The organism is Marinobacter fonticola (genome assembly GCF_008122265.1).
Lineage (GTDB): Bacteria > Pseudomonadota > Gammaproteobacteria > Pseudomonadales > Oleiphilaceae > Marinobacter_A > Marinobacter_A fonticola.
In genome coordinates this window covers 157,938-179,107 of record NZ_CP043042.1, presented here as the reverse complement: position 1 = coordinate 179,107, position 21,170 = coordinate 157,938, and the positions used below count along the sequence as shown (strand labels likewise).

Genomic DNA, 21,170 nt, shown 5'->3' with positions numbered 1-21,170 from the left:
GATGGCTGAACAGCAAGACACCCAGAACCCCGAGTCCGTTCCCGAGGACAGCGCCAGCGGGGCGAACCCTTGGGCCGATGCCTCGGAGCAGCAAGGCTCGGGCGGTACCAGCAGTAACCCCTGGGGGAGCACCGGCGCGGAACAAAGTACCTCGAGCAGTAGCTGGCTCGACACCGCCGAAAGCGTCGAGCGCGCACAGAACACATTGGCGGAGCCGTTCAAGACGGAATGGTTCGATATTCAGGGCGGTGTCGAAAACGGCATCGATTGGATCGTCGAGAACTTCCGCCTGTTCTTCCAGCTCATCAAGGAGCCGGTGGATCTCGCTCTCGGCACTTTCGATGCCGCCCTGCTTAATGTGCCGCCACTGATCATGGTCGCCCTATTTGGACTGATCGCCTGGCAACTCGCGGGCCTGCGCCTGGGCATTGCCGCCATCATCGGCATGATCGCCATGGGCGCCATCGGCGCCTGGGAGCAGGCCATGACGACCCTGTCGCTGGTGCTTACCTCCGTGCTCTTTTGCATGCTCATCGGTATTCCCACGGGCATCTGGATGGCCAAAAGCAACGGTGTAGCCAGCGCTGTACGCCCGATTCTGGATGCCATGCAGACGACGCCTGCATTCGTCTACCTGGTGCCCATCGTCATGCTGTTCGGCATCGGCAATGTGCCAGGCGTGATCGTCACTATCATTTTCGCGGTGGCGCCGGTCATCCGGCTCACCAACCTGGGCATCCGCCAGGTGCCGGACGATCTGGTGGAAGCCTCTCGCTCATTCGGCGCCAGTCCTCGCCAACTGCTGTTCAAGGTTCAACTGCCATTGGCGATGCCCACCATCATGGCCGGCGTCAATCAAACGCTCATGCTGGCCCTGTCGATGGTGGTTATCGCCTCGATGATTGCGGTGCCCGGCCTAGGCCTGATGGTCCTGCGCGGCATTGGCCGGCTGGATATTGGCCTGGCCACCGTGGGCGGCATCGGCATCGTCATTCTGGCCATCATCCTGGATCGCATGACCCAGGCTCTGGGCCGGGATTCCCGGGAGAGGGGAACCCGACACTGGTATGAGTCCGGCCCTGCCGGACTGGTTTGCACGCTGGTGAACAAGAAGAAGCAAGGCTAAAGAATCATAATGCAGGAGGAAAACGCATGACGCTCAAACACACGTTGACCGCCGCCATCCTGGCCGGCGGCGTAACAATGGCCGTTCAGGCCGCCGACATGCCCGGCGAGGGCGTGACCGTACAAGGTATCCAGAGCCCGATCGCCGAAGAAACCTTCCAGACCATGCTGGTCAACCAGGCCCTTCGCGACCTGGGCTATGACGTCCAGGACATTCAGGAAGTAGACTACAGTGCCGGCTACACGTCCGTGGCCAATGGCGACGCCACGTTCATGGCAGTGAACTGGTACCCGCTGCACAACACCATGTATAAGAATGCCGGCGGGGACGACGCTTTCTACCGCCAGGGGCATTACATCAAAGGTGCGGCACAAGGCTATCTGATTGACAAGAAGACCGCAGAGAAACATGGCATCGACAACCTCGAAGACTTCAAGAAACCTGAAGTTGCCAAGCTCTTCGATACCGATGGCGACGGCAAGGCTGACTTGACCGGCTGTCAGGCAGGCTGGGGCTGCGAAGGTGTCATCGAACACCAGCTCGATGCCTTCGAACTGCGTGACAGCATTACCCACAAGCAGGGCCAGTACGCGGCCATTATTTCCGACACCATTACCCGCTACGAGAACGGCGAGTCGGTCTTCTACTACACCTGGACGCCGTACTGGGTCTCCGGCATCCTCGTACCGGGCCAGGACGTGGTGTGGCTGGAAGTCCCGTATTCCGCCAATCCCAACGGCGCGGACACCGAGCTGCCTAACGGCAAGAACTACGGCTTTGAAATCAATAGCGAACGGATCGTTGCCAATAAGGCATGGGCCGACGAAAACCCCGCTGCCGCCAAGCTATTCGAGGTTATGGCCGTATCGGTCAACGACGTCAGCGCCCAGAACATGAAAATTCGCGACGGCGAAGACTCACAGGAAGAAATCATGGCGCATACCAAGGCCTGGATCAAAAATCACCAGGACACTTACAACGGCTGGCTGGACGCCGCCCGCGACGCGGCCAAATAGGTCAGTCGCACCCGGGAAGGTTCCGGCCGGGGCCTTCCTTTTTACTTTCCGCCCACACAGAATCAGACGCCCGGGCCATGCTGCCACCATTGGAGCCATGACAGGCGGCCCGGTCTCGGACTATCCTTTGGTTTTATTTCCGTTCATGCGCCGACAAGGAGCGTTTCGTGGCCGACTCCAAGACCCGTAAACCGGTCTACAAGATGGTGACATTCTGGCTGGCCCTGCTGCTGGCCCTCTATGCCCTGGCCGGCTTCCTATTTTTGCCCTGGTGGCTGGAGCGCCAAGTGCCCGAGCAGTTACAGAGTCAGATGGGCTGGCAAGGGAGCGTCAGTGACATCGACGTCAATCCCTTCTTTATGACACTCGATGTGGAACAGCTGGAAGCCAAGGACAGCGAGGGCAACCCGGTTGTCACGCTGCAAGCGCTACACGCCGACCTCGCATTTTGGCGTCTTTTTACCGGCACCGTTGCTCTGGAAATCATTCACCTGCAAAACCCTTTCGTACGTGTCGACCTGCTTGAAGGCTACGGCATCAACCTGGCACGGGATTGGGCGCAACATCACTCCAAAGACGCCGAAGAGGCGGACGAGGCGGAGGCCAACGAATCCGAAGAGGGCGATCCACCCCGGCTTTACTTTGCTGAAATCCGCATCGACCAGGGTCACATCCAGCTCAGGGATTTCACCAAGGAGAACACCCAAACCTTCGACATCGAGCCCCTAAGTCTCGCGCTCAACGATCTCGCCACCGTCAGCGATGACGGCAGCCCCAGCGATTACACCTTGTCCGCCGCCATCGGCGACCAGCAAATCGAATGGCAGGGCAATCTCGGCATCATGCCGTTCCACTCCAATGGCCGTATCGAACTGAGCGATATCGGGTATTCCACCATCTGGCATTTCGCCGCGCCTTACGCCCCGTACGTGGTGACCAACGGCAACGTCAGCCTGTCGACCGACTACGCCATGTCCAGCGACGGAAAGTTCGCCCTGATCACCCGCAACGGCCAAATCCGCATCCAGGACTTCAGCGCCCGGCTGGCCGACCAGGACGAGCCCTACGCCACGCTGACCACCGCCGCCGCCAACGATATCAGCTTCGACCTGAATGAACTCAGCCTGGATATCGGTTCGGTGGACCTCGATACGCTGAATGCCGATATCAGCCGCAGTGAACAAGGCGTGATCAACGTGGCTAAGCCCTTCGCGGGCGATAGCGCGGAGAGTGAGGAAAGCAAAGAAGGCAAAGAAGGCAAAGAAAGCCAAGCCGCGGGCGCGCAAGGCCAGCAATCCTCAGACTCGGACGGCGCGTTCCGCTGGCATATTGGCAGCGTTCGCCTGGGTAACAGCCAGGTGAACTGGCATGACGACGCGCCGGCTACACCGGCTAACCTCACCGTGACCGGACTCGCTGTCGAAATGGGACCGCTGTCCCAAGCCATGGACGAACCGATTCCCTACAAGTTGAGCTTCAACACGGGCGACGATGGCACCGCGTCCGCCCGGGGCCAGATAACCGTGGCGCCTTTCACTCTGGAATCCGTCCTCTCGGTCAAGAGCATCGCCTTGCCGCCATTCCAGCCATACCTCCAAGAGCACGCCAACATCGGCCTCGCCAGCGGCCAGCTCAACATCGAGGGCAATCTCGACCTGGATACGCAGGACCCGACACTCACCGGTACCTTCAGCGGCAACGGCGAAGTGGCCGACATGAAGCTCACCCAAAAGGGCCAGTCCGACGAATTGCTGAGCTGGAGCTCCTTGGTGCTCAACCCCATCGAGCTCAATCTCGATCCGGGCCGCTTGGAAGTCGGCACCATTACGATCAACGATCCGGACGGCCGGGTCATCCGGCGTGAGGACGGCAGCACCAACTTGAGCAATCTGATGGTGGCTTCGGGGGAGCAAGGCACATCGCCCAACGAAGACCGGTCCTCTGGAGGCAACTCCGAGCAATCCGGGAGTGAAGGAAACGACGCGGAAAACGGCAACGAAGAGCAGAAGCCGGGGTTCGTCTTTCGCGCCAACACCATCCAGATCAAACAGGGACAGCTCGATTTCGCCGACCGCTCGGTCGAGCCGGCTTTCAACCTGAGTATGCGGGAGCTTGAGGGCACGGTCGGCAGTCTCAGCAACGTCTCCCCACAGCAGGGCAACGTTCGGCTGAACGGTCAGATTGGCGACCAAGGCAACGTGCAAATCAGCGGCTCAATTGGCACCCTCGGCAAGGAAGATACCACCAAACTCAAGCTTGAGCTGGACAACCTGGCTATGGCTGAGCTGTCTCCCTATGTCGGCCGCTACCTGGGCTATGCCGTCGACAACGGCAAGCTGGGCCTGGATCTCGACTACACCATTACGGGCACCCAGTTGGACGCTGCCAATCATATCGTCATGGATCAGTTCACCCTCGGGCAGCCCGTGGAGAGCGAGCAGGCGGTTGACGTCCCCATCAAACTTGGTCTGACACTACTGCGTAACAGCAACGGCATCATCGACATCAACCTGCCGGTTTCGGGCAACCTGGGCGACCCGAAGTTCCGCTTTAGCCAAGTGGTTATGGGCGCCTTCGTCAACCTACTCGCCAAAGCCGCCACGTCACCGTTCACCATGCTGGGCTCCATCGCCGATATGGCCGGTTTCTCCGGCGAAGAGCTTGGTAAGGTCGGGTTTGTTCCCGGCGAGGCGACTCTGGCAGAGGGTGAGGAGAAAAAGCTGGAGCTGCTGGCCGACGCGTTGGCCGATCGCCAACAGTTGCGGCTCAATGTCCGTGGTGCGGTCGCGCCGGATCTGGACGGGCTCGCCCTAAAGAGCCAGAAAATGAATACCAGTCTGGACCTCACAACCGACACACCGCGGGCAGAGCGCATTCGTACGCTGGAAAATCACCTGGCCAGCACCCAAGGCAATGAAGCGTTGAACGCCCTGAAACAGGCCAACAGCCAGACGACGGAAGCGCGACTGAATAACGCACAATGGCTCGAAGCGCTGACACGCGAGCTTACCAAGGACGTTGAGATACCACCGGAAGAACTGGACCGTCTGGCCAAGCAACGGGGATCGTTACTGTTCCAGCGTTTATCGGAGGATTACGACATTGCCAACGAACAACTGTTTCAGCAAGCCCCATCCCAGGAAGCGGACACTAAACTGAGCGCGGAAACCATTCAGGTCATCGTGCCGTTTTCGATGGGATCTCGTTGATCAGTGTTTCTGGGACGCTCTTACCGTAGCGCTTGACGATAGCCCCGTAGGTACCGTCGTCAATCATTTCCCGGACCAGGGCTTCAAGCTGTTCGACGGTGAAGTCATGGCCCGGGCGAAGCATGCCGCGCAGCGGGTAGATTTGGTCCGGCTTGTCGGAGATCAGCAACTTTTCGGCTACCTCGGGCCGAGCTTCCTGAAAAAGCCTGAGAAAGGAGCGGGGAAAAACAGCCACTTCCGCCACCGACGGCCGATCCGCCAGGATAAGCGCCAAATTGCGTTGCTGACTGCTCGACATTTCGATATTAAAGCGTTTGGCCAGACGCTCCTCGTCGGCATCGAAGTCGGCAAAACCATAGTGGTAGCCGAGCATGGTCAGCAATCGCCGCTCAGCGACGTTATCGAAAAAAGACTGGTCGCGGCCGGGCTTGTCGAGGGCCACGTATACCTCCTCGTCTGTCAGCAGAATCTCCGTGGCCTCCACGTCCATGGCATCCCAACCCCAGTTCAGGCTCTCGAACAGGATCACGTCGTAACGACCGAGCCGATAGTCTTCGAACCGGCGCTTGGACGCCGTGCGGAAAATCTCGAAGTTAAATGCCTGCTGACGCCGATTGAGTTCGCCGACCACATCGACTACAAGGCCCCGAGGCGGGCCGTCGGCGTCGAAGGTAACGACGGAACTGGGAGCGTAAGCGCCGACTTTCACCGTCGTTGCGGCCTGGACATACGACGACATCCAGAGAACAATCATTAAAAGGGTGTGCGTCAAGCGCAGACGCATGGGCGTTTCTCCTACAGTTCATAGAACATTAGCACGGCCCTTCGCCCCTACATACGACACATCTTTGAAATCTCGTTAAACCAGGTCAAGTTCATGTCCGCATCCCTCAGTCACTTTTTTGCCTACATCGCCCGCCTTCGCTGGATCCGCCGGTGGGGCCTGATGCGCAATGCCATCGAGGAAAACGTGGCGACCCACTCTTGGGAAGTCGCCACCATCGCCCACGCCTTGGCGCTCATCCGCAATCGTCATTTCCACGGGCAGGTCAACGCCGACCGCGTTGCCGCCGCCGCGTTGTACCACGACGCGACGGAGGTGATCACCGGGGACCTGCCGACGCCGGTCAAATACCACTCCAGCGTCATGCGTGAAGCCTTTGGGGAGATCGAGCATAGGGCCGAAGACGAATTACTGGAGCTTCTACCCCCCAGCCTGAAGGACGATTTTGCCCTCTACGTGAAGGAGTCCCAATGGACGGCAGAGGTCAAATCGTTGGTGAAGGCCGCCGACCGCCTCTCGGCGTGGCTTAAGTGCCAGGCGGAAATCAGCGCCGGCAACAAAGAGTTTGAACCCGCGGCCATCCAGATCCGCCAACGTCTCGATGCCGAGGACTTGCCGGAGGTGCGCTACTTTCTGGAGGTGTTCGCGCCGAGCTACAGCCAGCCGCTGGATCATTTGTTGGGGGATTGAGCCGTAGGGGGCGGAAAGCTTTTAACACGCCCCATGCCTGCTAACAGCAGAAGCTTCGGCTCGTCGGCAAAGCGGCAATCTAATCGATCCCCACAATTTTGTGCATCTGCAACGTCAGCCGCCATTGCGGATGGGCCAGGCAATAATCCGTGGCGCGGCGGGTGTTGCTCCGTTTGAGTGCGTCGTCGCCCTCATCCGGCACCGATGGGGAAGCCATCGGCGAGAGGAAATAGTGATCTGCCCGGATAGCGGTGAAACGCTCCGGCATGGCCAGCGGCTGGGGATAAACCAGCTTCAGCTCGTTGCAGCGCTCGATCACCACTTTCGCGTCCGCCTTGGGGCTGACACAGAGCCAGTCGAGCCCTGAGGGTGCCGGCAAGGTGCCATTGGTTTCAACCCCCACCTCGAACCCCCGGGTATGGAGCGCCTCGATCAGTGGCTCGTCAAGCTGCAGCAACGGCTCGCCGCCGGTGCAGACCACGTAGGGCTTGAGTGGCCCGGACGCGACCGGCGCATGTGGCCAGAGGCCGGCGATATGATCCGCCAGCGCCTCGGCATCGGCGAACGTGCCGCCATTCTGACCGTCGGTGCCGACAAAATCCGTATCGCAGAAATTGCACACCGCCCGGGCCCGGTCCGCTTCCCGTCCGTTCCATAAGTTGCACTTGCTGAAACGGCAGAATACGGCTGCACGTCCGGCCTGCGCGCCTTCCCCCTGTAGGGTGTAGAAGGCTTCCTTAACCCGGTACATCAAACCTCCACTTCGTAGGGGAGCGGGTCCGTCAATCCATGATGGGCAAACGCTTCCAGGCGCTCTACGCATGAGCCACAGCGGCCGCAGGCTTTCTCGCGGCCGTTGTAGCACGTCCAGGTTTGGCTGTAATCCAGATCCATCGCCAGCCCTTCAGACAAGATCTGCCCCTTATCCATCTGCATGTAGGGCGCCTCGATACCGACCGGCTCGTAGTTGGCGACCCGGCACACGGCGTCCATCTTCGACACAAATTCGGGCCGGCAATCGGGATAGATGGCGTGATCGCCGCCGTGGGCACCGTACCAAACCGCTTGGGCACCGACAGACACCGCGTAACCGGTAGCCAGCGAAAGCAGAATCATGTTTCGGTTAGGCACGACTGTGGACTTCATGTTGTCTTCTTCATAATGCCCCTCCGGCACGCCGATTGCGTCGGTCAGCGCCGAGCCGGTCATCAGGCTAGCCATTGGTGACATATCGACTACCTTATGAGGAACGGCCAAGGTTTTGCAGACCGCTTCGGCGCATTCCAGTTCCCGCACATGGCGTTGACCGTAATTGAACGACAGCGCATGTACCTCGTGCCCTGATGCACGGGCCCGGTGCAGCAGAGTGAAGGAATCCATGCCACCGGAATAGATGACCACGACTTTCTCGGACATAGTGGGGAACCTCGGAAACGGTAATCTTGGAATGCATCGAGCAAAGGATGAAGTGTAACAGGGACCGGTCAGGATAGGTTCGCGTCCAACTTACGGGACGGTTAAACTCATAGGACGTTCCCTTTCGTTGAATGGGCGCTCCGCGACAGCGATAACTAAAATACGCAGTATGAACGTTTCTGATAGACCGGCATTTATCGATTTCGAGGCCTCGAGCCTGGACCTGATCGCAAGCTACCCGATCGAGGTTGGCGTCAGCCTGCCCGATGGAACGCTACATAGTTGGCTAATCGCGCCGCATGTGCTCTGGCAGGACTGGTCGGAAAGCGCCGAAGCCATTCACGGTATCAGCCGCGACACGCTGCTCGCCGAGGGCCGTGAAGTCAGAGACGTTGCTTATGAGCTAAACCAGATCCTTAGTGACGAAGTCTACTGCGATGCCTGGACCTTCGACAGTTTCTGGCTGCATCGTTTGTTTCGGGCGGCCCGCCTCCGTCCCAATTTTCTCCTGGAGTCGGTTTCGTCCATTTTGGGTGCTCACCAGATCCAGCAATGGTCGGAAACGCGTCAGCAGGTCATCGAATCGTTAGGGTTGCCGGTGCATCGGGCTGCAAATGACGCACTCATACTGCAGGAAACCTGGCATCGTGTGGTGGGCAATACCCCAACGCAAAACCTGCACTATCATATCGCACGCCCTTGAGTAGGGCGGCGACCAGCAACCCCTTCGATCACGTCACCGCGGTATTCCGCGTTTCTCAGCGATCCCTTAATGGTCTGCACAATAGCGGACGGTACGAAAGAGCCGATACGAACCAGTCGAGACGCTAAAAGCAGAAAAACAGGCAAAAAAAGAGCGCGACCGGGAGGCCGCGCTTTCAATAAAGGAGAGTTTCATCACGCCAACCGTCGCAAGTGGACGAGGCTGATGAAATGCACAACGTAAACACGTGACGCCAAAGAGTATGCCTTCTCTTTAGCCTTCCAATCTGTACGGGATTGCCGCAAAAGTGAGCCATCGGGACGATATAAGGACTTACCGATTGCATCACCAACTTCGCCGCTTATAAGGCTTGCAAACTTAAAGGCAACGGATAGACTGAGAGGGAAATGACGACGGTAACAGGCGCCCGCGCTTGTTTTTCACCGTTGTCGGCCATTGAGTTACGAGATACCTAACAGTGATTCCAGTCGTTCACGCAAAATACGTTTAAGCGACGAATCCCCGTCATCGGGCGATTCGCGACGCGAATCTTCCGGTGGCCGAAGAAGCCCGGAAGTCTTTAGATTCCGGGCTTTTTTTATGCATTTTTATTGATGCTTGTTGTCCTTGGAAACGTCGTCCTTGGAAACGTTGTCCTTGGAAAACATGTGATTGGAAACAGACGCTGAACAAAGCGAGGGCTTAGCTGTATGCACAAACTGCAAAAACCGCTTGTCGATATGCCGGCGAATGGCCTTAACGGCCCTGCGCAGGCGCGTTTTCTTTCCATTGTCATGCCAACGCCTTAACGGCTTCCTTCAAACCCGGAAGCCGTTGAGCGACCGGGCCGAGAATCTCTCGAAAACCCCGGTCGCTCCATATCGGGGTTTTTTATTTTGCACGCGCGATAGAGCAAAAGGAGAGAGAGATGAGAAAACACCATAATCGCCCCGCTATCCAGAACAAGGCCCCCTCCCAGGGCCCGATCCGCCGCCCGGCGAAGCTGCCACTGCTGGACGCGATCTGCAAGAGGCTTAATCAGCGCGTCAACCTGGACAGTGAACAAAGCGTACTGGGTCTTTACGAACGCGGATGGATCTTCAAAGGGGTCATTGCCAATACCGATGATCAGGAAGCCCGCTACGTGCGCGCCCTGGCAACCAAATACAACTCCTGGATTGCACGCCAGGTCGCCTGATCGCCCACGGTGGCCGACAGCGAGGCTCCGTCCAACCGTCTCTGGCTGCACCAACGCCCTCCGGATTGCACAAGCAACGCGATTCAGCCGTTAGCGCCGGCTGAATCCCCGGAGGGCATCTTCTTGCCCCCCATGCATCATCACGTAATTATTGACGACGTCCAGAATCTTTTCCTTTGAATAGGGCTTGACCACATAGCCGTTGGCACCGGCGCTGATGGCGCGCTGGATGCTGTCGATAGAATCGTCGGCCGTCACCAGCACGATGTGCTGCTGCTCGTTGATCTGCTTGAACTCCTGCATCAGCTCGTGGCCATCCATATCCGGCAGCCCCAGGTCCAGCATCACGATGTGAAAAGCCTCGTTCTGGAACTGTGTCCGGGCGCTGGCGGCGTCCTCACATTCCACCACCAGGGTCGCACCGGTCTGGTGCAGCATGTCCTTGAGCAACTCGCGCATGGTCGGTTCGTCCTCAACAACGAGGATACGCAGGTTTTCCATGTTCATTTCCTCTTAACGATCGAAGCTCTTGACGATCAAAACGCCACACGCCTGGGATCACTCGCCGGACGAACGGCGGGGAATAACCAGTGGCGTGGGCGAGGCCGCCGTATCGGGCGACGGTTCGTCTTGCCGGCTGGAATAACGCGCGTCCGGCTCACCACTCCGAAGCAGCATATTACTGATCGAGATCGCCGTGGTGTACAGAGAAATGGCAATAATCAGTAGAACCGGCTGCAGAAAGGCCACAAAGCCGGGTACTTGCTGGCCGCCGACAATGCTGATGATCAGAATGATCGACGGCCCCATGACCAAGAACAAGGTCAGCGCGATAAAGAATACGATACGCTCCTTGTGGCGCCCCAGGCCTGGGGTGGTGACTAGCCCCAACACGAACTTACCGATGGCCAAACCCGCGAGGATCGCCGAAGCGATACTGAGATCCGGCCGCAGAAGGACCTGCGCCAGCTCTCCATCCCACATCCGTTGCATTACGATAACCAGGAACGGAAACAGCACAAAGAGCACGTCCGCGTAGGTTCCAAACATAGTGTTCAGCGATGGTGCTTCGCTGTGGCGCCTATCATCCATACAATTATCGATCCTCGCTTGGTAGTTCCAACGTGGCCAGAGCCTGCCGCATCAGGGCTTTAAGTGTATCGAAGAGGGCCAGTGCCCGATTCGCATCGCCACGTTTGACGGCCGCTTCCAGCTCGCCGGCCTGCTCGGTCATTAACGGGTAACCCATGGCCCCGGCTGTACCCTTGATCTGGTGCGACTGGCTTTGGAGCGCTGCCCAATCATCATCCCGGAACGCCTTCTCCATGATTTCAATCCGCCTGGGCAAGCCGTCCAGGAACTGGCTGACCAGGGCATGAATGCCTTCGCTTTCTTCACTCGCACTCGACCGAGGGGCGTTCACCGCATCCAAGTGACGCGCCAGCATAGCCGCCAAGTGGTCGCTGTCGATGGGTTTATTGAGCACGCCATCACACCCGGCGTCCAATAATTCGTCGATTTCCCGCTGATCGCCGGCGGTAAACGCCACGATAGGTCGCCGGAAACCGGTCTGGCGCAGCATCCGGGTCGCCTCGGCGCCATCCATAGCCGGCATGTGGCGATCCATCAGAATCAGGTGCACGGTCTTCGCCAACGCGATCTGCACGGCCTCCCGTCCATTGGTGACGGCGATGGCCTCCAGCCCGAATCGGCGCAGCAGACGTTCCACCAGGAGGCGGTTGTCGTCGTTGTCCTCGGCAACCAGCACGGTGCCGCTGTATTGCTGTTCCTCGTTCTTGTGCAACCTGTCATCCAGCGTCAGGTAACGGGCGAGGACTTCATAGAAGCGATGCTTGTCGATCGGTTTCGCCACGTGGTCGGTGCAGCCGGCGCGCCGGTAATCGTCGATATCCTCGGCCATGACGTTGGCGGTAAGCGCGATAATAGGCGTATTCACACCCGCCTCGCGCAAAGCGACCGTCGCATCCCGCCCGTTCATGACCGGCATCTGGATATCCATGAGGATCAGATCGAAGGCTTCGTGCGTCGCCAGGTCGAGGGCTTCCGCGCCGTTGTTCGCGTACGCGATTTCGGCGCCGGTGCGCTCGACCATCAGCTTGACCAGCTTGCGGTTGACCTCATTGTCCTCGGCGCAGAGGATACGCCCCTGCAGACGCGGCGCGGCGACCATTGGCAACATGCGACGGCGCTGCACGAGTTCCGAAGCATCGCGCAGTAGATGCACCCCCTCAAGCGGTCCGGTCGCGATGGAGACCTCAAACTCACTGCCTTCTCCGTAAACGCTGCTGACCGCAATCGAACCGCCGAGCATCTCCGCCAGGCGTTTGGAAATACTCAAACCCAATCCGGTGCCGCCGTATTGCCGGGCAATGGCCGCGCTCCCCTGGGCGAAAGGGTCGAACAGGCGTGAGAGCTGCTCCGGCTTCATGCCGATACCGCTGTCCACCACCCGGGCCACTAACGTCTCGGTCTCCCGCTGGCAGCGCACGTTCAGCGAAATCGTGCCACTCTCGGTGAACTTCAGGGCGTTGCCGCACAGGTTGATGATGATCTGCCGTAGTCGCGTCGGATCGGTTTGGATCGTCTCCGGCAGGGGGAACTCGCAGGCAATACTGAAATCGACACCTTTCTCCTTCGACCGCGGCGCGAAAAAAGCCCGCACCTCATCCAGTAATTCAGGCAGGTTAACCTCGAGGATGTCCACGTTGAGTTTGTTGGCATCGATTTTGGAGTGGTCGAGAATATCGTTGACCAAGTCAAGCAGATGACGGCCGCTGCGCACGACCGTTTCAGCGCTGCTGCGCTTTTCATCCTCTTTGAGCCCGGGATCGAGCAGCGTTTCGCCGTAACCGATGATCGCCGCCAGCGGCGTGCGAATCTCATGGCTCATGTTGGCCAGAAACTGGCTTTTCGCTTCCGCCGAGTTGCGTGCCAGCTCTTTCTCCATGCGCTCGTTTTCGCGCTCTTTTTCCATCGCCTCGCGCTGCTTGCGCTCGGTAATATCGATACAGGTGCCTTCCAGGTGCCCGGGTTCGCCGTCCACGTCATATACCGTGTTGAGCGAGACGTTGAGCCAGCGCTCTTCCCCGCGAATCGTGAAGCAGCGCGTCTCGACGCCCTTGGCGGTCCCGTGGTTTTCCAACTGCCGGATCACCTGCTGGCGCAGGTCCGGGTCGGCAAAACAGGCCGATAATACATCGGGCACCTGACGAGTCATGCGCTCGGCATCGTCGTAGCCCAGCAGAGTTGCCATGGCGGGGTTGGCAGCCACAAAGCGACGTTCCAGCGACATTTGGAAGATGCCTTCCACCGCATTGTTGAACAGCGATTGGTAGCGGGTCAGGTTGGATAATGCCCGCTGACTCCAGTCCAGCGCTTCGGCCTGGATTAGCTTGATCCGGTCCGCCAGCGCGAACGAAAACAGGATAATCTGGGCCGTCAGACCTATTTGCGGCGCGTGGGCGGTAAACAAGTTAAGCGGTACGAATCCCATTACCGTCAGCGCGTACACCCCGACACCCGCCAGGGTGCAGGTCCATGCAAAGAAGTAGGTCCGCGCCGCCGCATTGAAATGCTTCCAGGCCCAGTAACTGACCACGATGAGCACGATGGCCAGAATGATGGAGCTCATGACGGTCCACTCCATCGCCACGTGATAGGGCAGGAACAAACTAAGGACGATTGTCACCACCACGCCGCCCACGCAAACCTGCAACACCTTATCCAGATCCCGCGAATGCCTGGGCAGTTCCAACAACGCGCGGGCCATGAGGATGCCGAAAAACCAGGCGAGCAGTATCTGGTAGTGCAGGAGGTCCTTGCTGAGGAACCAGGGCCGCTCGTCGAACAGTTGCAGGCCATGCACTTGTTCTGTGGCGATAAACAGGGCGGCGAACACCAGGTAGAGCACGTAATGGATGTGGCTGCGCTCACGCACGGCAATGGCGACGAACAGGTTGTAGGCCAGTATTGCCAGGATACTGCCGAGAAAAATGCCTTGAATGGTCTCATCCACCGCCACCTTTTCGATGTAGGCGTCCGGCGACCAAAGCATCAGGGGCAGGCGGAAGGTATTGGCGGTTTCCACCCGGAGGTAAACCCGCACCGCCTCGGCAGGGTGCAGCGTCAGTTTGAAGACGGGATTGGGCACCAGCAGCTCGCGCTCGTCCCAGTTTGGAGTATAGCCTAGCTCGCGCTCATCCGAGAGAACCCCGTCGCGATAAACATGAACCGACACCTGATCCACCAACGGCAGACTGAGTTCCAAAAAGCGCTCGACCGGGGCAGTGCCGGCGTATTCCAGATCGAAGCGCGCCCAGTAGGCCGATTCGGTGTAGCCAAAGTTGAGGACGCCGCCGTCATGCTTGCGAAAAGCCTCCTCCAGATCCTTGGCCCGAACGTTCTCCAACGACAAATCCCCGGTAGGATCTTCCAGGTACCAAAGACAGGAGGCCAGACCGACGCGCTCTTCCCCGGGAGCTACTTCGATAGGGACGTCGTGGCAGGCTTTACCGGCGGCAGAGGCGATGCCAGGAATCAGCAGGCAAAGCAGGATAAACGCTGTCAACAAGGCAGCGGTCAGTGAGTACACTGCTCGCTGTTCCGAATGCCGCAAAATGTGATCTCCGAGCGGGCAGGTGCCTGGGAATTCCGTTAACGTGCCGGTGTGCTGTCGGGTCGGGCTTTTTTAGTTTTTGTGGCCTCTGCCATCACTTTAGTCCGTTAACACGAAATTCGCACCTTTACGCCGCCCAATCAAGCGCAGGACCACAAGGACGCTTACAATGACTGGTTTTCGCTACATTCTGGCCTTTTTAACCCCCGCGCTACTGCTTGCCGGTTGCGGCAGCGACGGCGATACCAGTGCCAAAGGGAAAAGTGCCAACAATTGCGGCTCGGCCTTCAATCCCGCGACAACGGTGTTCGAGACGTTCAGCGATTTCACCCTCACGGAACCCGCTCGCCTGGAGCGCACGCTATTCCGCGATGTGCTTCTGGGTGTCCAGCCCGCAGACACCGAAGATACGGACTCTCAGGCCGTCGCGGACGCTGTGAAATCCCTCACTGCGCGCTTCAATGGCGGCAAGCCCGATACTGGCGCAGGCAGCTACACCAGCGTACGCAACCCCATCGATCTCGTAAGCCTGATGATCGGCGAGGACCGCATTGAGAATTTCTCCGAAGGACGGCGCACCATCAGCGACTGTATCGACGCCGGCAATGCCGCCGAATACAGCACCAGTGCCAACGGTGTACTGGTCACCTTCGAGGAAGTCGATAACGGTTCCGCCACCGATAGGTACAACTACCCTACGGTGCGCTGGGTCTATGCGCCGGAGGCCTCGGACAAAGTGATCCGTGTTACTCGATTCCAGGGGCTTGCGGGCGAAGACCTGCAAGGCGCCGTCGTCGGCGTTCAATTTAACAGCCAAGCGTTCTCATCCGTCGGCTTCAACGCCCCCGAACTCGTTCAGGCATCGTTCACCGCTAGCAATAACCAAGAGCGCCTGGGCCTGCAACAGGACTTCGTCGACGCACATACCGACGACTGGATCCGTAGCAGCAATAACGTTTTCGACTTTGCCGGTCAGACCGGCATCGATTGCGCCCGGGTGGTCGTGGATTACGACATGGCGCAGGCTGAAGTCTTCACGTCGGTTTGCGAGGACAGGCCTCATCCCGACGCCATGGACTGCTCGGCCCAGAATGCCTATAAAGATTCGCAAGGAAGGGACGTCAAAAGTCGCGAAGAATACGTGGGCAGCAACGCATACTGCGGTAACGCTTCCGCTGGCGAAGGCCACACATACAGTACACAGCCAGTATCTGCGCGCCAGCAGTGAAAGGTGTTTCTACATCGGATCGGTAGGCCGGGTTAGCCTGGACGCTGGAACCGGGTTCGTTCGCCCATGCCCCAGGTGGTCATAAAACCCTTCTTGCGATCGATCATGCGTTCATACGTCGCGATGATGATGGCCGTGTGCGGAGCCTGATTGCGGCGGAGCATTTCGATACGCTCTTCCAGGTCCGCCACTTCGCGATTGAGGCGTTCCTGCAGATGCTCGCGCACGCTCTCGTGCCGGTTCAGGTTGGGCTGCTGGCCATCGTCTGGAAAGCTCTGGTCGGCAAGCTCGGTCGGTTCGACTAACATGGTTTGTCCCTCATCCTTGAGTTGTTATCGCGTGGTTGTTATTGCTTAAGCTGTTATCACGTGCGTTCTTGAGATTTATCGAGAGTATCGCTGATGTTAGATCAGCACCCTGTGTTCAGGTTCCCGACGTATGCACCTCGATAACATCCGTCGATTCCCTAGTACATTAGAGTCTAGTACGGATTTCGCTTATTGTGCACAACTGTTAGACAAACAGCAACAAAGAGTGAACGACGGTTCACAAACCAGAGGTCGCCGCTCTCGGCCGACTGTCCGCCGCGGCGGTCGGCTGCTATTCTGGGAAAAAGAAGCTGACGCGAACCTGCCTGCGTGCCCGCTGTTTGGTGATAAAGGCCAAGGTTCCCCTGAACGGAGTTCAAGATGACTGCCCCGTCCGTTGCCGATACCCTCCGGGAATACATGTCGCTGATGGAGATACTGGATGACGCCTATTGGGAAGCGGGCACCATTCAGCACAAGGACATGCTCTACGACGTTATCAGCATCTTTCACCAGGAGGTGGCCGAGCTGAACAAGCTCAGCATCCTCGACCATCACTATCCCTACGAGGTGATCACCGAAGGTATCCGGCGGGTCATCCCCAAACTGCAAAAGCTTGAAGATCAGCAGAGCGATGTGATTCAGCGCACCCAGACGGTGACGGATTTCAAGGAAATCCAGTCTTCGGTGCTGGCCATTCTCGAGGCGCAGCTTGACGACGTTTAGTGTTCCGTCTGGCCAATTCGCTGACCTACTCAGCCCCTGAGCCCCTGAGTGACGACGCCCTAAGCTATGGCTGGCGGTCTTTCGGCCTCCGGCACTTTCGGAAACGCCCGGCACACCGTCCAGATGAATCGTCCCAGCGCCGGTAGATGGTGGGCAACGAGCGGTAGACCGGTGTTGAGCAGGCTAACCGAAATGTCCCGCGAGGCGTCCGCCCAGCACAGCTTGTTAATCAGCCCCACATGCCCGAAAGCTTCACGGCTATGGGGCCCCCAGATACCCAGCGGTTCGCCCCCCAACATCATGCCGGCACTGAAGCGCATGGGAATCATCAACGTGCGGTCGATCTGCAGCGAACCGAACTGCTGGATGGCCCGGCGAATGGTAAGCGGCTCGCAAACCTTGTTCCCCTTCCAGATACCGCCATTGAGCATCATCTGGTAAAAGCGCGACATCTCCTCCGCAGTACCGCACAGGTTGGCGGCCGGCACCACGGCTTCCTGAAAGCGAACGTCGTTCACCACCGCCTCGATGGTCTGCATATCGCCGCCCAGCGCACGCTGCAGGATCCAGGAGATGGGAAAAACCGGGTTAGGTCCCGTGGCGTAATTGGAGGCCAAGTCTTGCAGGCGCTCCTTGCCGATACCGTAGGTGAACCATGTCATTCCCAGCGGCTGACGGATATGCCGGTCGAGAAACGTTTCGATGGACTCGCCGGTCACCGTCTCCAGCACCCGTTGCAGCACGAACCCGCCGGTAATCGCGTGATACGCCACCTTCGCGCCATCCACCTCGACCGGACGCGCCTCGCACAGTAAGCGCCAGATCGCGTCAGGGTCCCACAAGGTGTCCAGCGGCGTGTCCCTGGGAATCGCCGGGATACCGCCGCGGTGGGATAAAATCTGATGAATGGTAATAGTGCGTTTGCCGTTCTGAGCGAATTCCGGGCAGTAGTAGCTCACCGGATCCAGCAGGTTAATGCGCCCTTGTTCCGCCAGGATATGGATGAGCAGCGCCGTCACCGCCTTGGATGCCGAGAAGTAGCAAACCGGCGTCCCGGGCGTCATCGGCAGGCGGCGGGCGCCTTTACCGTCCCGGGGTCCGTTGCCGCTGGCATGGCCGATGGCCCGGTGCAGCACCACCTGTCCCTTGTGGCGCAGACACAATTGCATGCCGGGATGTATACCGGTGCGATAGAGCCGCTCGACGCTGCGCCACACATTGTCCAGGGCGTCAGCACCGATGCCGGCCTGCTCAGGCGACACTTCGGAGGCGGCGTCGACGGCGGTGACAGCGTTCAGATTCCGGGGGACCGGGGACGCGTTCAAAGCGCGGCGGGTCAGGGAGTGCATGGCAGATATCCTCTTACGGCAACAGCGGCATCCGCATCGTTAAGGGCATTGGCGGTCATTGTCATCACCTTATGGTGTAGACCAGGGTGCCGCAAACCGAGTGTGCAGCAATAAGACACCTCTCGCATTATCCTGGGAAATAAGCGTGGGGATTATGCCAAGGGTTACGCTAGGTAGGAGAACTATCGAATCACGGGACCTAACCCAGTCGCGATCACGACCCCAATCACGAGAACCATGCAGAGCAACGAGAGAGCCTTCGGAGTTATGGAAATACCGGCATAGAGCAGCGATGATACAGGGCAACAAGCGATCTGTTCGTGCAATCCGGGCCAAACCCCGCTCAAGGAGACCGGTATTACCTATGGTGTATTTTCTCTGCATTCTCGCCGTCGTGGCCGTGGCCGGCTACCGCTTGTTCTTCTATCGGCGTCAGCGCCGCAAACAGGTGGCTTCCCGCACCTTTCCCGATTCCTGGCGCGAACGGCTCAATGAGGATATGGCGCTCTACCGCCAGATGCCGCCGGAGGTGCGTGAACAGGTGGAATCCGGCATCCTCATTTTGCTGGATGAACTTGAATTCTACGGTTGCGATGGCCTGACCGTGACCGAAGAAATGCGCTTGCTGATCGCCGCCCACGGCGCATTGTTGATCTGCGGCCTAAACCTCGACTATTACGACAGCCTGCGGGCCGTACTGCTCTATCCGGACGCTTATCGCGCCCCGGCGGACCACCACGACGGATTCGTCTATACCGAAGCGGAAGACCACCGGCTGGGCGAGTCCTGGGGGGAAGGGCGGGTCATCCTCACCTGGTCCACGTTGCAGCAGGAGGCGGCCCAGCCCAATGCGGCCAGCAACGTCGCGCTGCATGAATTCGCCCATCAACTCGATCAGCTCGACGGCGCCTCGGACGGCGCGCCGCCGCTGCATTCGGATTCCGAAGCCAGAACCTGGGAGGCGGTTTTCAACGACGCCTGGGAACGTCTGAAACAACAGGCTTACTCGGGTACTACGGTGCTCGATCCCTATGGCGCTACGGACCCGGCGGAGTTCTTCGCCGTCGCCACCGAAACCTTCTTCTGCCGCCCCTCCGATCTGCGCGCCGAGGAGCCTCATCTTTACAAATGCTTGGAGGGATTCTTCCGTCTCTCGCCAGCCGACTGGCCGGCAATGCACACCTGATTGCGGCCGGACCGCTTGGCCGTGTACATGGCCTGATCCGCTGCATTACACAGGGCATCGGCGGTGTCGGCATGCTGGGGAAATAACGCAATACCGATGCTGACGGACAAGCGCTCCACCGCTTCGCCGTCGACAGTGAGCACCTGACGCTCCACAAGCTGGCGCAGCCGTTCCGCAGTCGCGCTGGCCTCCTCCAGGTCCCGCTCGGGCAGCAGCACGATGAATTCCTCGCCTCCGTAGCGCGCCGCAATATCGACGGTGCGGACGGAGTCGGCAATCAGTTGGCTGACCCGCCGGAGAACCTCGTCGCCCTTGGCGTGACCGTGACGGTCATTGACCTTCTTGAAGCGGTCCAAATCGATCCACAGCAGCGCGACGGAGCGCCCGTAGCGCTCGGATCGACTTATTTCCTCATGCAGGCGGCGTTCCGCCTCGCGCCGGTTGTAGAGCCCGGTCAGCGCATCGAGGGTGGCGAGCCGCTCCAACTCCTGCTCCAGCGCCTTGCGGTCACTGATGTCCATCAGGATGCCTTCAAGCATGAGCTCGCCGTCCACCTGCACGCTGCGGCCACGCTCCCACACCCAAATGCGACTGCCATCGCGGCGGGTCAGGGGGTATTCGATCGAGTAGGGCTCGGCCTCGGCAACGGCCTGCTCAACAATGTGGACATTTTCCTCATTGGCCGAATCATCGATCATGTCGACGAAGGAGACATCCCGATTGTCGGTTAACTCGTCAGGGGCATAGCCAGTGACTTCGCGGCAGCCGTCGGAGACAAACTTCATCGTCCAGGCGTCATCGAACAGGCAGCGGTAGGCCATACCCGGCAGGTTATCCATCAGTGTCTTTAACTGACGCGTACTGGCGCGTGCCCGCGTCTCCATTTCCCGCTGCTCGGTGACATCAACCGCGATGGCGATCGCCCCCTCTATCGAGCCATCCGGGCCTGAAAAGTGGCGGGCATTCCACAGCATTTGTCTCCTCGCACCGTCACGGGTGGTAATGAAGGTCTCGAAGTCCGACAGATCTGACCCGTCCGCCATAGTGGCCTGGACATGGGTGAAGATGTGCCTGCGATCCTCTGCATCCGGACAAAGCCACGTCCAGACCAAATCGCTGTAAAGCACCTGGTCCTTGGTGTAGCCGCTGATCAACTCTGCGGCTTTATTCCAAACCACGATATTACCGTCGGGATCGAAAACCTGGATCCAAATGTTGGCATTATCGATTACACTTTCGCGGAATTGGCTGAGTTCGCGGATGGCGGCAGCCTGGTCTGAATTAGCGTTTATTACATCGCGGTAGCGGCGAAACTGGCGCAAGATCACCCAGAACAAGAGGAAGGACGTCACGCCGACAAAGGCCCACCCCTTATAGGTTTGGGCCAGGGTCAGCGTCTGCGGGTCGGGAAACAGAAGTGACAGGGCATAGTCGCTACCGGCAATCCACAATGCGCCGACAACAGCGTAGACCAAACTAATACTAAGTGCCCGGCGAACCGGCGATGCAACATCGCTGAACCCGGTCATAACGTTATCCGTCCCGGCCTCTCGAAACGGAAGCATAAGACAGCATCGGAGGAAAACCGCCGATCA

Annotated in this window: 18 protein-coding genes; 9 read left to right on the top strand and 9 right to left on the bottom strand. The window is 58.9% G+C overall.

Annotated features, from left to right (window positions below):
• Position 1: 1 nt before the first annotated feature.
• The 3 genes from proW (at position 2) to FXO11_RS00795 (ending at position 5,351) form a co-directional block, all read left to right on the top strand.
• A complete protein-coding gene (gene proW, locus FXO11_RS00805) occupies positions 2–1,126 on the top strand; it encodes a glycine betaine/L-proline ABC transporter permease ProW (protein WP_148861120.1) in 1,125 nt (374 codons plus the stop codon).
• Positions 1,127–1,152: 26 nt separating this feature from the next.
• Positions 1,153–2,142 (top strand): glycine betaine/L-proline ABC transporter substrate-binding protein ProX, encoded by a 990-nt coding sequence (gene proX, locus FXO11_RS00800; RefSeq protein WP_148861119.1) that lies wholly within the window; start codon positions 1,153–1,155, stop codon positions 2,140–2,142.
• 167 nt (positions 2,143–2,309) lie between these two features.
• Positions 2,310–5,351 carry a DUF748 domain-containing protein gene (locus FXO11_RS00795; RefSeq protein WP_148861118.1) on the top strand — a complete coding sequence of 1,014 codons (3,042 nt, stop codon included), beginning with the start codon at positions 2,310–2,312 and terminating at the stop codon, positions 5,349–5,351.
• Here FXO11_RS00795 and FXO11_RS00790 read toward each other — a convergent pair.
• Entirely contained in the window at positions 5,320–6,135 is an 816-nt protein-coding gene (locus FXO11_RS00790; RefSeq protein ID WP_148861117.1) for a transporter substrate-binding domain-containing protein, read from the bottom strand. The two genes, FXO11_RS00795 and FXO11_RS00790, sit on opposite strands and share 32 nt — an antisense overlap.
• A 93-nt stretch (positions 6,136–6,228) precedes the next feature.
• On the opposite strand from FXO11_RS00790, the gene yfbR reads away from it, so the two are divergent.
• A complete protein-coding gene (yfbR, locus tag FXO11_RS00785) occupies positions 6,229–6,825 on the top strand; it encodes a 5'-deoxynucleotidase (RefSeq protein ID WP_148861116.1) in 597 nt (198 codons plus the stop codon).
• Positions 6,826–6,904: 79 nt separating this feature from the next.
• On the opposite strand, the gene queE is transcribed toward yfbR, so the two are convergent.
• Both queE and queC read right to left on the bottom strand, forming a co-directional pair.
• Positions 6,905–7,576 carry a 7-carboxy-7-deazaguanine synthase gene (queE, locus tag FXO11_RS00780; protein ID WP_148861115.1) on the bottom strand — a complete coding sequence of 224 codons (672 nt, stop codon included), beginning with the start codon at positions 7,574–7,576 and terminating at the stop codon, positions 6,905–6,907.
• The gene (gene queC / locus FXO11_RS00775; protein ID WP_148861114.1) at positions 7,576–8,241 is read right to left on the bottom strand and encodes a 7-cyano-7-deazaguanine synthase QueC; all 666 of its coding nucleotides are present in this window, start codon (positions 8,239–8,241) and stop codon (positions 7,576–7,578) included. Before queC ends, queE begins: the two co-directional genes overlap by 1 nt.
• 169 nt (positions 8,242–8,410) lie before the next feature.
• Here queC and FXO11_RS00770 point away from each other — a divergent pair, with 169 nt between their 5' ends.
• Complete coding sequence (locus FXO11_RS00770; protein WP_148861113.1) at positions 8,411–8,944, top strand: 3'-5' exonuclease; 534 nt, start codon at positions 8,411–8,413, stop codon at positions 8,942–8,944.
• Positions 8,945–9,872: 928 nt separating this feature from the next.
• The gene (locus tag FXO11_RS00765) at positions 9,873–10,142 is read left to right on the top strand and encodes a hypothetical protein (RefSeq protein WP_148861112.1); all 270 of its coding nucleotides are present in this window, start codon (positions 9,873–9,875) and stop codon (positions 10,140–10,142) included.
• A 90-nt stretch (positions 10,143–10,232) separates the two neighbouring features.
• On the opposite strand, the gene FXO11_RS00760 is transcribed toward FXO11_RS00765, so the two are convergent.
• From FXO11_RS00760 to FXO11_RS00750, 3 genes are read right to left on the bottom strand one after another with little or no spacing between them, the layout of a single operon-like run.
• Positions 10,233–10,643: a response regulator gene (locus FXO11_RS00760; RefSeq protein ID WP_148861111.1), complete on the bottom strand. Its 411-nt coding sequence runs from the start codon at positions 10,641–10,643 to the stop codon at positions 10,233–10,235.
• 57 nt (positions 10,644–10,700) lie between these two features.
• On the bottom strand, positions 10,701–11,234 hold the full coding sequence (locus tag FXO11_RS00755; protein WP_148861110.1) for a hypothetical protein: 534 nt from the start codon (positions 11,232–11,234) through the stop codon (positions 10,701–10,703).
• Positions 11,235–11,238: 4 nt separating this feature from the next.
• Positions 11,239–14,754, bottom strand: a complete 3,516-nt coding sequence (locus FXO11_RS00750; RefSeq protein WP_227545995.1) for a response regulator — start codon at positions 14,752–14,754, stop codon at positions 11,239–11,241.
• Positions 14,755–14,947: 193 nt separating this feature from the next.
• Between FXO11_RS00750 and FXO11_RS00745 the strand changes: the two genes are divergently transcribed.
• Entirely contained in the window at positions 14,948–16,006 is a 1,059-nt protein-coding gene (locus FXO11_RS00745; RefSeq protein ID WP_148861108.1) for a hypothetical protein, read from the top strand.
• A 32-nt stretch (positions 16,007–16,038) separates the two neighbouring features.
• Here the strand turns inward: FXO11_RS00745 and FXO11_RS00740 are convergent, their stop codons facing one another.
• Positions 16,039–16,314 carry a hypothetical protein gene (locus FXO11_RS00740; RefSeq protein ID WP_148861107.1) on the bottom strand — a complete coding sequence of 92 codons (276 nt, stop codon included), beginning with the start codon at positions 16,312–16,314 and terminating at the stop codon, positions 16,039–16,041.
• A gap of 381 nt (positions 16,315–16,695) precedes the next feature.
• On the opposite strand from FXO11_RS00740, the gene FXO11_RS00735 reads away from it, so the two are divergent.
• Positions 16,696–17,040 carry a hypothetical protein gene (locus tag FXO11_RS00735; protein WP_148861106.1) on the top strand — a complete coding sequence of 115 codons (345 nt, stop codon included), beginning with the start codon at positions 16,696–16,698 and terminating at the stop codon, positions 17,038–17,040.
• 59 nt (positions 17,041–17,099) lie between these two features.
• On the opposite strand, the gene FXO11_RS00730 is transcribed toward FXO11_RS00735, so the two are convergent.
• Positions 17,100–18,389 (bottom strand): serine hydrolase domain-containing protein, encoded by a 1,290-nt coding sequence (locus tag FXO11_RS00730; protein WP_148861105.1) that lies wholly within the window; start codon positions 18,387–18,389, stop codon positions 17,100–17,102.
• Positions 18,390–18,753: 364 nt separating this feature from the next.
• Between FXO11_RS00730 and FXO11_RS00725 the strand changes: the two genes are divergently transcribed.
• The gene (locus FXO11_RS00725) at positions 18,754–19,575 is read left to right on the top strand and encodes a M90 family metallopeptidase (RefSeq protein ID WP_168203103.1); all 822 of its coding nucleotides are present in this window, start codon (positions 18,754–18,756) and stop codon (positions 19,573–19,575) included.
• On the opposite strand, the gene FXO11_RS00720 is transcribed toward FXO11_RS00725, so the two are convergent.
• Positions 19,512–21,104 (bottom strand): sensor domain-containing diguanylate cyclase, encoded by a 1,593-nt coding sequence (locus tag FXO11_RS00720; RefSeq protein WP_148861103.1) that lies wholly within the window; start codon positions 21,102–21,104, stop codon positions 19,512–19,514. The two genes, FXO11_RS00725 and FXO11_RS00720, sit on opposite strands and share 64 nt — an antisense overlap.
• Positions 21,105–21,170: the final 66 nt, after the last annotated feature.